The following is a 15,257-nucleotide window of genomic DNA, read 5'->3' as shown; positions in this document are numbered from 1 at the left end:
TAATATCGCTCCGAATTGCTGGCCTACTTGTTCGTAAGAGTTAGGAAGCCAACTTCGAACCCGTGTCGCAGCATATTCGTGACTTGAGCTTCACCAGGTACAGTCCAGGAAAAGCCTAATGCAGCAAGCGTAGATACCGTCCGTTCTGCAGTTAGCTCGAACGCTGTTAGCGCAGCGCCTTCATCCATCCACCCGTTATGCAGCATCACATTCTCGACTGCCTCAAGCTTCGCCCCCTGTTCATACTGCTCGAACAGATAGGATAGGAACTTCTCCATTGGCAGCTTCGCAACCTGAACATCATTCCGCCCAGCCAGCATTTCGGACATGCTGATCAGATGAGGATTATAGATATGGTAGATCTCATCATGTAGGGCAGGCTTGTCATGCAGTGTAATAATCGCACGGCTCACCTGATCTACGAAGGATAAGTCTGTATCCTGACCGGAATCAGGAACGGCCCCCAATTGGATGAAGGACTTCATCGTCTTGTAGAACGCATTGTCCTGGATATTCTCCTGGAACTGACCGCTCTCTGAGTGACATACAATGTTACCAACTCGGTAAATGTTCGTATGCAGCCCCTGCAGCCGCGCCTGTTCTACCAATTGCTCCGCTTGGAATTTCGTTTTTACATAATAGTTGTCATGCACTTGTCCGATGTCCAAGTCATCCTCCGTGAAGAGAACGGCTTCCTTGCCTTCAATCGTTCCCATCCCGACCGACATTGTAGAGACGTGGTGGAATCCCTTCTTCGTGCCGGTTGCTGCCAATTCCAACAAGCGCTCCGTCGCCGTAACATTGTTCAGTACGAATTCAGAATAGTGGCCATAATGCTTCACATTGGCCGCAGCATGGATGATGCATTCCACTTCATCTGCCAGCTTAGCATATTCGTGTTCAGCGAGTCCGAGATGTTCGTCACTCAAGTTCGCGTTAACGACTTCGATTCGATGTCCGTGCGTGTCTGTCAGTGCTGCACCGAAATAATAGGCCAGCTTCTCGTACAATCTGTGTCGAGCCTGCTCCGGAGATATCCCGCGAACAATAGCAACCACCTTGCTGTCAGTGCAATGCAGAAGATCGCGAAGCAGGTAAGCACCCAAGTATCCTGTTGCACCTGTAAGGAGAACCTTAGCATAGTTCAACTGCTGCGATAGCTCTCGATTGTGATAAGCTTCGTTGCGGCTGCGATACTGCTTCCAAGCTTCCGTTACAGCCTTATCCTCCACGACCACTACTTCCTCTGCATACATGGCACGAATCCGCTCCAGCTTATCCTTCATATGGTTCGGACGATACTTCATCCGCAATGCCAATTCTCGGATCGTCGGATATGCGAATACGTCGCTGACGTCAACCTCGTATTCCTGCTTCAACTGCGCAACAAGCGTGATCGCCTTCAAGGAATGCCCGCCTAGCTCGAAGAAATTGTCGCAAACGCCGACCGTTGTCAGGCCAAGCAGCTCCTGCCATAGCTCGGCAAGCTTCATCTCCGTCTCACTGTCAGGCGCTACATAACCGGCTCCTGTCCACTCTTGCTTCGATGGCGCAGGGAGCTTCGCGCGATCAATCTTGCCGTTCGTGGTCAGCGGCATCTGATCGAGGAACGCATAGTAAGTCGGGATCATATAATCCGGCAAATGATCAAGCAGATGCTGACGAATATCTGCAGCTGTCACCGTACCTTCCGTTACAATGTACGCACAGAGCGCCTTTTGTCCTGGCGATTCCTCAATATCAGTAACGAGTGTTTCCTTCACGAGCTCATGAGTTCGGATTTGCGCTTCAATTTCACCAAGCTCCATGCGATATCCGCGAATTTTCACTTGATGGTCTTTGCGTCCTAAGAACTCGACTGTTCCGTCCGGCAGCCAGCGAACAAGGTCGCCTGTCTTATACAGCTTCTCTCCAGCCTTGAACGGACTGTCGATGAACTTCTCGTTCGTCAAGTCCTCGCGATTCAAGTAACCACGCGCCACGCCATCGCCACCGACCCACAGCTCGCCCGCTACGCCAATCGGTTGCAGCTTGCCATAGTTGTTCACGACATAGGCTGTCGAGTTCGCAATCGGCGCCCCGATTGGGATCGATCCGTCCTGCTCCGCTGCAATATGGTGGCAGCAGGAGAAGGTCGTATTCTCTGTCGGTCCATATCCGTTCACGATTTGAATTGGCGCACAGGCATGAAGCACCCGGTAGATATGCTTCGGAGACAATACATCTCCGCCAACGAGCAATGTTCGCACAGGTTCGAATAAGCGCTCATTTTTCTCAACTAGCTGTGTGAATAACGGTGAAGTCAGCCACATCATAGTGATGCCATGCCGCATAATCGCTTGTTCTAACTGCTCAGCATCCAAAATTGTCGGCTTGTCAACGAGTACAAGTCGAAGTCCGTTCAGAAGGGCTCCCCATATTTCAAATGTCGAAGCATCGAATACAAGAGAACCAGTCTGCAAAATGCGATCATCCTCTTGGAATGATACGAAATTCGTATTCTTCACAAGGCGAATCACGTTGCGATGGGTGACCATAACTCCCTTTGGCTTCCCTGTCGATCCCGATGTGTACATTAAGTACGCGATATGCTCAGGATTATTGAGGTCTTCTATGTTTTCCGTTGACTGTACAGCTAGTTTCGAATCCGTGAAACTGATGCTGCTCAGTCCTTCCGGCAATCGTTCAGCCAAATGGTCGCTTGCGAGTACGATATTAACACGGCTGTCCTCCAGCATATATTGGATCCGTTCCTGCGGGTAATCTGGATCGATCGGCACGTAAGCACCGCCAGCCTTCAAGATCGCGAGTACACCGATAATCATTTCTGGTGTGCGCTCTGTGAACAGACCAACTGGCTGTTCAGCCTTCGTCCCATGCTTCTGCAAATAATGCGCCAAACGATTGGCCTCCGCATTCAGCTCCGCATAGGTAATTTCACGTTCACCAGACACAAGCGCAACGCGATCAGGCGTTACACGCACCTGTTCCTCGAACAGACTGTGTACAGTCGCATGGCGAGGATATTCGGCATCCGTATTATTGAAGTGGTGCACGATTTCTTCCCGTTCTTGATCCGTAATCAGTTCAAATTCTCCAATACTGCATGACGGCTGCTGTGCTGCCTGCATAGCAAGCTGCTCGAAATGCCCTGCCATTCGTTCTACAGTTTCCCGTTTGAACAGCTTCGAACAGAATTCAAAGTTGCATTCGAGTTCCTCTTCACGCTCGATTGCCTCCAGCGTAAGGTCGAACTTCGATGTGCCGTTATGATAAGGCAGCTCTGTGAAGACGGCATCTCCTGCTTGAAGCGAAAGATCCCCCATGTTCTGCATGACGAATACGGTATCGAACAATGGATTGCGGCTTACGTCCCGCTTCAGCTGCAGGCGTTCAACCAGGCTGTCGAGCGGGTATTCCTGATGCTCATAGGCAAGTAGAAGCGTATCCTTCATCTCATTCAAATAATCAGCAAAGGCCTTGCCGCCCTCTGGGAAGCTGCGAATCGGCAAGGTGTTGACGAACATGCCCATCATTCGATCTACATCAGTATGTGTTCGAGCAGCAATCGCACAGCCAACAATCATATCCTCCTTGTCCACATATTTGGACAAGAGCACATTATATACCGACAACAGCACCATATAGAGTGTAGTTCCTTGACGGAGAGCCAGCTGCTTCAATCCTTCCACCGTCTTGGCAGACAATGCTATACGCACCATATCGCCTTCAAATGACTGCACATTCGGACGAATATAATCGTATGGAAGATCCAGGAGTGGGATGTCCCCTTCAAGCACACTCAGCCAATACTGTTCATGTGCTTGTTCATCTTGTGCACGCTTGGACTGCCACTCCGCATAGTCCTTATATTGCAGCTTGATTGAGGCCAGCTCCTCGCCCTTATAGATTGCAGCCAGTTCTTCTGCAAACACACTGAGCGAGGTTCCGTCGAAGACGATATGGTGAATATCCAGCATCAGTATGTAGCTGTCTGCTGCCACTTTCGCAATCGCAGCACGTAGAAGCGATTGCTCCTCCAACTGGAATGGACGGACGAATTCATTCGCCAGTTCAGCAGCAGTACGGCCCTCGGCCTCTATAATCGGCACATCCATATCAACTGTCTCATGCACCTTCTGTACGATCTGTTCCTCTTCCCAATGGAATGAAGTACGGAATGCTTCATGACGCTCTACGATTTGGTGTAGAGCCTTCTTCAGGCGGCCGGTATCCAAATGGCCTTTCACTTCGTACACGAGTGGAATGTTGTAGGCCATGCCAACTCCGCCCCGCTGTTGCAGCGCGAACATACGCGTCTGTGCTGGCGCGAGATGATAATGTGCCTTCTTCTCGGCTGGCGTTATCGATTCGTATTGTTCTTGTGCTCCTCCGTCGATAATTGCAGCAAGCTTGCCGACATATGGATTCGAGAACAATTCCTTGAAGGACAACGAGATATGGAAGTCAGCTGCGATGCGTGCTTGCAGCTGTGCCAGCTTCAACGAATGCCCTCCAATCTCGAAGAAGTGATCCGCTGTGCCGATTGGAGAGATGCCAAGCAGTTCCTCCCATATCGCCGCAAGCTTCTTCTCCGTATCCGTTACAGGAGCTTGATATTCGGTAGACATGCGCTCCTGCTTCTCAGGCTGAGGCAGCTTGGCACGATCAATCTTGCCGTTGATCGTAAGCGGCATGCGCTCCAAGAACATGAAGTATGCCGGCACCATGAATTCAGGCAAATGCGAAGACAAGTACTCTCGCATTACACTCGCTGTCATGCCTTCTTCCGCTACAATGTAAGCACAAAGAGCCTTCTGGCCAGGCGACTCTTCAAAAGCTACAACCAGTGCTTCCGTTACTTGCTCGTGCGTATGAATCTGCGCTTCAATCTCACCGAGCTCCATGCGATAGCCGCGAATCTTCACTTGATGATCTTTGCGTCCGACGAATTCCAAGTTGCCATCTGGCAGCATGCGCACAAGGTCACCCGTTTTATAGATTCGCTCACCAGCTACGAATGGACTATCCGCGAACTTCTCACGTGTCATCTCATCCTTATTCAAGTAGCCACGTGCTACGCCTTCACCGCCGACCCACAGCTCTCCTACAGCGCCAATCGGCTGCAGCATGCCGTAATCATTGACAACATAAGCAGTTGAGTTCGTAATTGGCGTACCGATAGGAATTGTCCCGTCTCCCTCTTCCTTCATCAGATAAGAAGTAGAGAAGGTTGTATTTTCAGTAGGACCATAAATATTCGAAATCTCAATCGGTGCACAGTCCTTAGCCGCTCGATAGAAGTGCTTTGGCGACATCAGCTCTCCACCGACAAGCAATTGGCGAAGCGGCGCAAATATGCGCGGATTGCGATCAACCAATTGAATGAACAGCGCCGTCGTCAAGAACATAATCGTTACCTGATGGCGGATGAGCGCTTGCTCCAGCTGCTCAGCGTCCAGTATCGTCGTCTTATCGATGAGCACGAGCCCTAAGCCATTCAACAAGGAGCCCCAGATTTCAAAGGTTGAGGCATCGAAGACAAGTGATCCCGTCTGCAAAATACGGTCGCCTTCGCCAAACTTCACATAATTCGTGCGCTTTACTAGGCGAATGACATTACGATGAGTAACCATGACGCCCTTAGGTCTTCCTGTCGAACCGGACGTGTAAATGATATATATAAGATCTTCTGGCTGATTCACAGATACCAGATTATCGCTAGATTCATCAGCAAGGCTCGGGTCATCCATATGAACCTGCTCGATGGTATTCGGCAAATCTATATCTGACGATCTGCTAGTCAGTACCAGCTTCGTACGACTGTCTTCTAGGACATATTGAATGCGATCCTGAGGGTGATCGGGATCAAGTGGAACATAAGCTCCTCCCGCCTTGAGAATCGCTAAGATACCGACAACCATCTCTGCACTGCGCTCTGCCATAATACCAACAGACTGTTCCCGATCGATGCCAAGCTTCCGCAGCCTGCGCGCCAATTGATTCGCACGAGCATTCAACTCGCAATAGGTCAACTCGCGATCATCTTCGATGACAGCTACTCGATCCGGATGCAGCTTAGCTTGTTCCTCGAACAGCGCCTGAACCGTGAATGTATGAGGATATTCAGCTCGAGTCTGATTCATCCCCTCAATTAACTGGCGTTTGTCCTGTTCTGTCAGCATTTCCAGCTCGCCAATACGCTTCTGAGGATGCTTCACAGCTTCATCCAGCAGCTGCAAGAAGTACTCCCCCAGCTTCTCTACCGTCGATAACTGGAACTGATTTTCCTTGTAATACATTGTGAACATTGGTAATGCGCCCGTTCCAGCAGCATGCTGAATGCAGCCGTGCAGGTCACATACCTGCTCTCCCTCTGGAAGCACGGGCCGAACATCTTCTCCGTACCAGCAATACGTTGCCACATCACTGTCAGAAGCTATTTCAGAGCAAGTCAGGTTACGTCCTTCTGCGCAAGCCGACAAGCTGTTATGAATGCTCATAATTCCTTGCAAGGTTACGTCATCCTGACTGACTACTGTATGGTTGCCATTGCCGTGTCCCGCTTGAACGGCATGAAGAGTTACTTGCTGCGAGTTGTAGAACCGGGACAACAGCGTTGCCCACGCACTGAACATGACGGATTCCAACTTGACCGAATGCTCGGCCGAATGCTTCTTCAGAAGACGCATTGTCTCCTCAGGCAGTTCGATAGAATGTACGTCATAGCCTGCCAATCGTTCTACTGTCAATTCCATGAAAGCCAATTCTCGTCCTCTCCTTTATACGATCCAACCCATTTCGTAAACCTATGAGTCAACTGCTCCCATGTGATGTACTCTATTTGCTTGGCAAATTCCATATGCTGTGCGCACACAGTCATACTATAGCCTGTTACAGGAACGACATATTGCTTTACATAATTATGATCAACATTCCATAATTGATTATCCTGTATAGGTACAGCTGTCTCCTGCACAATCTCGAATGTGCTAGGAGGCAGGCTGAGACCTGTTCCTAATGCCTTCAGAACACTTTCCTTAGCCGTCCATATGTAAAAAAACAATTCCTGCCGCGCACGACTGTCGTTCGTATTTGCAAGCAATTCCAACTCACGCGGCGAGCATATCAGCCTAGCCACGTCCATGTTCCATTCTCCTGCTTGCTCTATATCAATCCCGATTGGCGCTTCATCCAATGCCACTGCTATGAACGCACCGGCGTGAGAGATGTTGAAAAATACTGGATCACCCTCCACATATGGCTTGCCGAAGGGATGAGTGTGAATAACAAGTTCGTTATTCGAACATTTCAAGGTTCGACATAGCAGCATGCGGGCCAATATGTCAGCCGCAACCGTGCAATAAAGATCTTCACGGTTCCGAAGTCTATCTAACCTTTTGTATTTTTCAGGTGTAACGAACGGGATAAATCGATCCATCAATGAATCTATGTCTTCGTAGGAAGTACACTCGTCCCATTTTAGCAACACAATTTCCATCATTTACCCCAGCTTCTGTGCGCAAAAAAAAGGCCATTCTGCATAGCCTTGTCACCGAATAACCGTTGTGTAGTTACCGCAACATTAATGGCAACCCGGCCGCCGTAATCCGTGAAGATGTTAGGCCCGCGGCTTTGCGTCCTCATCTTTCGAAGAGTTTGCCTTTCAATCCTGATGTTGTTCTTCTTGATGTATCCATTGCGTGTTGCAGATCGATTATCAGGCAAGAATGTCATAGCAATGTTACGCACTAGTTCTTGTGACATGTATCGCGTGAATAGGTCTAAAGTACATATTACATATCAGCATGTTGGACGGTCGCATCCCCTATCCAACTCAAGACCCATATTTTATATCGGTTGCTCGAATGAAAAGATTAATACTTTTTCATAACACTTTTCAATTTTTCGACACGAAAAATCATTTTTTGTCATTTTATAGTCATTTTCAAGGTTGTTTCACCCTATTTCCGACAAAAACATCCCTATCCTCTCCATCCTTGCTCCCATAGATTCGTGCAATCCCCTCCAACTGCTCGACACATTTGTCGATTTTCCTATAGAGCCACTACTGCTTAGCCCCCCCTCTCCCCTACCAATTACCTAATAGACAGCACTGAAGTCATTTCTTACTCATTACACAACTCTCTTGTACTCTTGGTGATACATAAAAAGCCTCGGAAATCATTCCGAGGCTCTTATTGAATGCCATCTATCTATCTTCTCTATTTCACATCATGGGGATTAATATCCGTCACCAACTGTCATTTCATTGGATGCGGTGGACAGTGCATTCACTGTTGCATTGCGCCCATCCGCTACGGACATAACGAATACTTTATAGGCAACGCCGCTGCGAATTGGATTTCCATATGCATCATTATCTGACAGCGAGAACATTCTAGATTCTTCGCCAATTACGCTTACTCCTCTTAAACGATTCGCCTGATCCAGGTTGAAGGAGTTCGCTGAGCTAGAAGGAACGACCATCAATGCATAATAGGCAATCCCGCTGTCGTTGCTTGGCTTCGAGAAGGAGGCCTTGAAGTTATTCCCCCCTTCTCTTGTCAAAAACACATTCGTAGGTGCCTGCACGAATTGATCTACCAAGGCAAATTCACCAGAAGGCGAAGACAAGGCATTTGAGGAGCCGCTTCTATTGTCAGCTACCGTAAGCACAAATACCCGGTAAGCAACACCTTTTTGAATGTCGTTGCCTTGAACATCCCGCAAGCCGCTTGTTAGCGATTGTCTTACATAGCCACTCTGATTCCCAACCCGAATGTAGCTGGATGATCTCACCTGTCCCGCACTATATGCGTCGAATGCATAGGACTGATCTGCGCGGACAACCATAATACGGTATTCATTTACGTACGAATTACTGGATGGTGCATTAAAGCCTACTTCAATGTCGCTGGCATTACCGTTTTTGCCAATAATCTTCGCTTCTACATTCGTCACGACATCAACCGAGGCATTGCCTTTAAGCGTCACCTCTGGAGATGGAGCAGACAACGCATTGTTCGCTTGACTATTGGAGCTTACAGACAGAACAAATACCCGGTAGCTGTTGCCGTTGCGAATCGGTGCTCCATCTACATCTCTTGCATCCGCATCGAATACATACGACAAGCTGCTGCCACTCCGATACACGACAGATGAGTTCCAATTGTTAACTCGATTGGCCTCTGTTAGATTAAAACGGCTTGCATTGGAAGACTTCACAACCATGACGCGATAATGGTTCACGTTCGATTCATCTGCAGCACGGTTGAATGTTACACTCAGGTTCCGTCCATCATTGTAGTTTCCACCCAAACTGCTTGCCGATACGTTCGTTGCAGGGTACACCGTCGAATTGTTAGACAACGTAATCGTATCTGAGGAGCTGGACAGGGAATTCACATAACTACCGCGTCCAACAGAAAGCACATATACTTGGTAGCTGGTTCCGTTACGGATTAGGTCCCCATCTACGTCTCTCGCAGTAGAGCTCAGCTTGAGGCTAACGTCTCTGCCATTCGGGTTCATCGACGTATAATTGTAGCTGGATACGTTGTTCGCTTCGGATATATCAAAGCGGTACGATCTGCTCGTCTTCACAACCATTATTCGATACTGGCTAATATTCGATTCGTCCGATGCCCGGTTGAAGGTAACCATCATGTCTCGACCGTCATTATAATCGCCAACATCGCTTGCTCTTACATTTGAAGCACTGTAAACCGTTGAGTTATTCGAAATATTAATGCTGTCGGACGCGCTCGACAATGCATTGTAATCGGAATTGCTATTGGATACCGACATGACGAACAGGCGGTACGTCTCCCCTCTGCGGATTAGTGAGCCATTCACATCACGCATATTAGATGGCAATGTTGAAGTAATGCTATAGCCATTCTTCGAGACATCATAATAATTGCTAGATGAAACCCGGTTTGCTTCGTTCAAATCAAAGCGATAAGCATCCGAATATTTCACTGCAAAAATCCGGTAGTAGCTTACGCGCGATTCATCGGAAGAGCGATTAAAGATGATCTGAATATCGCGTCCATCTCCATAATTACCCACTTGGCTGACCTTCGTAATCACTGGAACACCAGCTGATTGTCCAAGCGTGATCGAAGATGAGCTGGAGGATAGCTTATTAGCATACGAGCTCGTATTGCTGACAGCTACGACAAATACGGTATAAGGTACGCCATTGCGAATTAAGTCACCCGCTGTATCTCTAGTTGTCGAACTCAAGGTTGTCGTCAACGTCGAGTTGCTGGACTTCGGTACGGTCGTATAATTATTGCTGGATACGCGGTCTGCTTCATAAGCATCGAAACGAGATGCATCCTTCGTTTTGACGACCATAATCCGATAATTTTGAATTGGGCTGTCGTTAGAAGGACGGGAGAAGCTGACCTGCATATCACGGCCGTCGTTATAATTCGCCACATTGCGCACTTGCACATTCGTTGCCGCTGCAACCGCGTTGTCGCCTAACGTAAAGGTTGAAGATGGGTTCGAGAGCACCTGTTGGTTGCTCGTTCTGCCCACTGACAATACATAAGCTTCATACTTCACATTCGTACGGATGTAGTCTCCATCTACGTCACGTGCTCGGGAATCCAATCTGACTACAGGATCGTCACCGCTCTTGTTCACTACGGTATAATTGTTGGAAGATACCGAACGAGCCTTGTTCAAATTAAAGGAGTTCGACGCTTTAACAATCATGACGCGATATTGATCAAGGTTATTTTCATACTGTTCCTTGGAGAAGCTGACACGAATATCGCTTGCATCTCCGGATTGGCCTGAGATCTGTGTTGTCACATAATTGACGCCTCTAAGATCGCCGGAGTAGTCGGGCTCATCTGGATATGTCGGACGATCCGGATATGTTGGTGTGTTGCCTGAAGTCACACGCACGACTTTTGCATTATTATCATAGTTAATTGTTGCGCCCAACGATTCACTAACGAAGCGTACCGGAACCATCGTTCTGCCCTGCATTGTATTGGCTGGAACATCCATATAGACAGTTTTGCCATTGACCGTTGCCGCTGAGGAGCCTAGTTTCAGAATTACTGAGGTGCTCCCTTTGTAAGCTGATACCTTCTTCGTTTTGTAATCGTAGCTAACACTGGCGCCAAGCGACTGGAAAATAACTGCCATCGGCAACAACACACGACCCTGCGTGTATACCGGTGGCTGATCGGTACTAATTTTGCTTCCGTTCACATATACGGTGTAAGTTGCAGGCGCTGCTTGCACAGCTGTGGGCGTTACCACCGTAAAGCCGAGTGCCGCAGCAACAAAACCTGATACTAGTTTCTTCACTTTTTCATCCTCCTAAGTTGCATTCATATCCAAGTATAAAATTACCACCTTCAACTTAGATGCATCAAATGAGGAAAATGTTTCATACTCCTTTATAAAATTTATTGGATTGTGACAAAATTGTGTCAGATCATCATTTACCGATTCCACATCAATGAAAAAAGCCGTTGGAACAACGGCTAATTATGGCCTTCTTTCCAACGGCTTCATTACTTTGCTCAATCATGTGTATTCCTTCGGATCATTTATCCATTCCTTGCTATAATCAGCCAATCGCTGCAGCTCGCCAACTAATAAGCCTGCATGATACCCGCCGCACACCGCATGATGCAGCTGCAAGGATACGGGCAGCAGGACTCGACCCGTTTGCCCGAAATACTGGCCAAATGTGATGATCGGCAAATACGTTCCCTCATTGAACACATTCAAATTGAATGTACATCAAGATATAGATCAGTCCAACTGCTGCGAGCTGCGCGTCATCGCCACACTAGAATCCCTAACAATGAGACGAGGCTCAAACTGCACTCGTTCATATACACCGCGCTTCTGTTCGATGATCCGATTAAGCAGCAGTTCGGTCGCTACTCTGGCAACCTCTGCTCCCATGATCGACACAGAGCTAAGCCGCGGCGTCGTAATTGTTCCCCACAAAATATTATCAATGCCAACAATCGCAATGTCTTCGGGCACGCGGATCCCCAATTCCTTGAATCGGTTCAGCAGTCCCATCGCAATCATGTCATTGCCCGCATAGATCGCATCCGGCATTTTCGTTAGACCTGCGAAATAATCGGCTGCCTTCAATCCCGTTTGCATCGAGAAATCATCTCCGAGATAGACCAGAGAGCTGTCTACTTGCGGGAGGGCATCCTCGTAGGCAAAGAAACGCTCCTCAATGATATGCTTCGGCGCACCTGCGTACGCAATCCGCGTGCGGCCTATGTTCATGAAATGCTCCATGACAAGTTTGCCCTCTTGCGTAGATAGACTGACGATATCCGCCTTCACATCGTCACCGAGCTTCTTCCCATAATTAATAACGGAGATCGGAATGCTCGATTTATTAATCAAGTCAGGCAGCGTTGCAGGGTAAGCTAGCGGCAGGACAATCAGACCGTCTACATGAAGCTTCTTCACTTCCCTAAGTATTTCTAGCTCTGCTCGTGCATTCCCTAATGTATTGATCTGCACGACACGGTAGTCGTAATTTTTGGCCGCCTGCTCGACGGAATAGGCAATCTCCGGAACGAAGGCATTCCGAATATCGGGAACGGCTAGCGCAATTTGCTTCGTCTGCCGTACCTTAAGGCTGCGCGCGAAGGAGTTCGGTACGAAGCCCAGCTCTTCAATCGCCTGCATCACCTTGGCCTTCGTCTTCGGACTAATGCCATCTGCGTCATTGATTGCACGCGATACGGTGGCCAATCCGACCCCTGCACGCTGTGCAACGTCCTCGATTGTGACTTTTCTCTGAACCAATGATACATCTTCCTCTCGTTACAAGTGGAATTGCTTCCACCATTCCAACCAAGCCTTATTTCTGTATCATACCATCTGCATTCATATTATTCACCTGATCTTCCTACAATAGAAGACTGTGATTGACATCACGCTAATAGTGTGACATATTTAATATCGGAAACGTTTCCGAAAATATTTTCCCGTTTCCATTTCATACAGTATTTCATTTCTATACTTCTGGGGAGATGAGCACATGAAAGCATTAAGATGGCATGGCGTCAAAGATTTGCGCGTGGAGAACATTGCAGAACCAGCAGTCGGTAAAGGCAAAGTAAAAATTAAAGTTGAATGCTGCGGTATCTGCGGCAGTGACTTGCATGAATATACGGCAGGACCGATCTTCATTTCAGACAGCACTCCCCATCCTTTAACTGGAGAGAAAGCTCCAATCGTTATGGGACATGAATTCTCAGGACAGATCGTCGAGGTCGGAGAAGGTGTAACCAAATTCCAGAAGGGTGATCGCGTTGTTGTAGAGCCGATCTTCGCATGCGGTGAATGTGAAGCCTGCAAACAAGGCTTGTATAACCTGTGCGACAAGATGGGATTCCTTGGTCTCGCTGGCGGCGGTGGAGGCTTCTCCGAATATGTAGCAGCAGACGAGCACATGGTGCATAAGATTCCAGATAGCGTTTCTTATGAGCAAGGCGCGCTTGTTGAACCTTCCGCAGTAGCTCTCTATGCAGTTCGACAAAGCAAGCTTCAAGTTGGGGACCGTGCAGCCGTATTCGGTACAGGCCCAATTGGACTGCTTGTTATCGAAGCATTGAAGGCGGCCGGCGCATCGGAGATCTATGCAATTGAACTGTCCGAGCAGCGTAAGCAAAAAGCAGCAGAACTCGGAGCAATTGTACTTGATCCTTCGCAAGTCGATGTCGTGAAGGAGCTTCGCGAACGGACAGGCGGCGGCGTAGATGTCGCTTATGAAGTAACGGGAGTTCCTGCTGTACTGAACAATGCAATTGACGCAGCCAAGCTCGGCGGTGAAGTGATGATCGTCAGCATTTTCGAGCGAGAAGCTACTATTAAACCGAATGCAATTGTAACGAAGGAACGCACAATGAAAGGCATTATCGGTTACCGCAACGTATTCCCTGCGGTTATCAAATTAATGGAGCAAGGCTACTTCCCAGCAGAGAAACTGGTAACGAAGCGCATCCAATTGGATGAAGTCGTTGATCATGGCTTCGAGGCGCTCTTGAAAGAGAAAAACCAAGTGAAAATTATGGTGAAGCCGCAATAATCCGTAAACAAAAACACGAAGGCTTAGGGCGCTTCAAAGTCATACTGAAATAAAACAAAAGATCGAGTCAGGGGTTAATCAGCTCCCCCTTGCTCGATCTTTTCTCCATCATAATGCCGTTCTCAACAGCAAGACGGTAAAACATACGATCATTGATACCACTGCAAGATGCCACCATTTGTACATCATAATGATACCGATATACTCGCGGATGAACGCACTTGGCATGTAATATCTTGCTGTCTTCGCGCCAACACCCTCACACTTCTTCAATCCCGCGAGCCGCGCATAAATGCTTGCCCGAAATACATGATAGTTGTTCGTGACAAAGATGCTTTTATGATCGGGTTTCATCTCGTCCATAATGGCCTTCGAGAACAGCATATTTTGCATCGTGTTGCGAGATTTGTCCTCCATAAGCACGTCCTGCTCTGGAACTCCCTTCGCCACGATATATTTCTTCATTGCCTCTGCTTCACTAAGCAATTCGTCCGGCCCTTGGCCGCCCGACACGATAATTTTAGGCACTTGATGATACTTCATATATTGTTCAATGCTTTTATCCAAACGTGACGCTAGAAGCGGCGGGACTCGTTCCCCTCCGATTAGACCAGAGCCAAGCGCGATAATGAAATCGGGCTTGTACCATATTTTCCAGTAATGATAGAAGATCGCATACGCCAGAAAGCTGACGAATACAAAGGAAAAGTACATGAAGATGAGCAGCGTCCCGAGATAAAAAACAGCAAATTTATCATTATACGAAATAAAGAAAATGTAGAAAAACATGCCGATCATCGCAAAGATCAGGAGACTCAATAATAATGACAGCATATTCGCGAGCTTCTTGCTTTCCTTCTTCAGCATGATTCTGCCGTTAAGCAGCAAATAGATCGTGACGAACAGCACGCTTAACGGTACTGATGCCAATATCCCTGCAGCCACAATCAGATTTACCCATGGAATCTGGTTGGAGAATGCTACGAGACTCAGCGCTAAATTCGCTAGCGCCGCTATGAATAGGAACGACAGACTGATCCGTCTTTTTTCCCTGATAAATAAAAAAACAAAAAGCCCAAATAGAATCAAACTAAAAAAACTCATCATACACTCCCTTTCCAACCTTACTATTGTAAGCAATTCATTCCTTTTT

At 47.8% G+C, this 15,257-nt stretch carries 7 protein-coding genes and 1 riboswitch; of the genes, 1 reads left to right on the top strand and 6 read right to left on the bottom strand.

The genetic code is table 11. The features are described 5' to 3' along the window. Window positions 1–23: 23 nt before the first annotated feature. The 5 genes from ABN764_RS09935 to ABN764_RS09915 all read right to left on the bottom strand — a co-directional run bounded on the left by ABN764_RS09935 (window position 24) and on the right by ABN764_RS09915 (window position 12,819). Window positions 24–6,758 carry a non-ribosomal peptide synthetase gene (locus ABN764_RS09935; protein WP_446671966.1) on the bottom strand — a complete coding sequence of 2,245 codons (6,735 nt, stop codon included), beginning with the start codon at window positions 6,756–6,758 and terminating at the stop codon, window positions 24–26. Further along, window positions 6,749–7,504 carry a 4'-phosphopantetheinyl transferase family protein gene (locus ABN764_RS09930; RefSeq protein ID WP_072727542.1) on the bottom strand — a complete coding sequence of 252 codons (756 nt, stop codon included), beginning with the start codon at window positions 7,502–7,504 and terminating at the stop codon, window positions 6,749–6,751. The genes ABN764_RS09935 and ABN764_RS09930 overlap by 10 nt, the downstream gene beginning before the upstream one ends. 83 nt (window positions 7,505–7,587) lie before the next feature. Next, a riboswitch (cyclic di-GMP riboswitch) is annotated at window positions 7,588–7,674 on the bottom strand. Window positions 7,675–8,244: 570 nt separating this feature from the next. Then, on the bottom strand, window positions 8,245–11,337 hold the full coding sequence (locus tag ABN764_RS09925) for a stalk domain-containing protein (protein WP_446671772.1): 3,093 nt from the start codon (window positions 11,335–11,337) through the stop codon (window positions 8,245–8,247). Window positions 11,338–11,559: 222 nt separating this feature from the next. Beyond that, window positions 11,560–11,766 carry a CatA-like O-acetyltransferase gene (locus tag ABN764_RS09920; RefSeq protein ID WP_072727544.1) on the bottom strand — a complete coding sequence of 69 codons (207 nt, stop codon included), beginning with the start codon at window positions 11,764–11,766 and terminating at the stop codon, window positions 11,560–11,562. A 24-nt stretch (window positions 11,767–11,790) separates the two neighbouring features. Then, window positions 11,791–12,819: a LacI family DNA-binding transcriptional regulator gene (locus tag ABN764_RS09915; RefSeq protein ID WP_072727545.1), complete on the bottom strand. Its 1,029-nt coding sequence runs from the start codon at window positions 12,817–12,819 to the stop codon at window positions 11,791–11,793. A gap of 235 nt (window positions 12,820–13,054) precedes the next feature. Between ABN764_RS09915 and ABN764_RS09910 the strand changes: the two genes are divergently transcribed. Continuing rightward, window positions 13,055–14,104: a 2,3-butanediol dehydrogenase gene (locus tag ABN764_RS09910; protein ID WP_268625723.1), complete on the top strand. Its 1,050-nt coding sequence runs from the start codon at window positions 13,055–13,057 to the stop codon at window positions 14,102–14,104. A gap of 108 nt (window positions 14,105–14,212) precedes the next feature. Here the strand turns inward: ABN764_RS09910 and ABN764_RS09905 are convergent, their stop codons facing one another. Beyond that, a complete protein-coding gene (locus ABN764_RS09905; protein WP_446671771.1) occupies window positions 14,213–15,208 on the bottom strand; it encodes a YdcF family protein in 996 nt (331 codons plus the stop codon). Window positions 15,209–15,257 lie beyond the last annotated feature (49 nt).

Origin of the sequence: Paenibacillus wuxiensis (assembly GCF_040195695.1) — a bacterium.
Taxonomy (GTDB): domain Bacteria; phylum Bacillota; class Bacilli; order Paenibacillales; family Paenibacillaceae; genus Paenibacillus_B; species Paenibacillus_B suaedae.
Note: the sequence above shows the minus strand (reverse complement) of the source record. Positions and strands in the feature narration are given on the sequence as shown.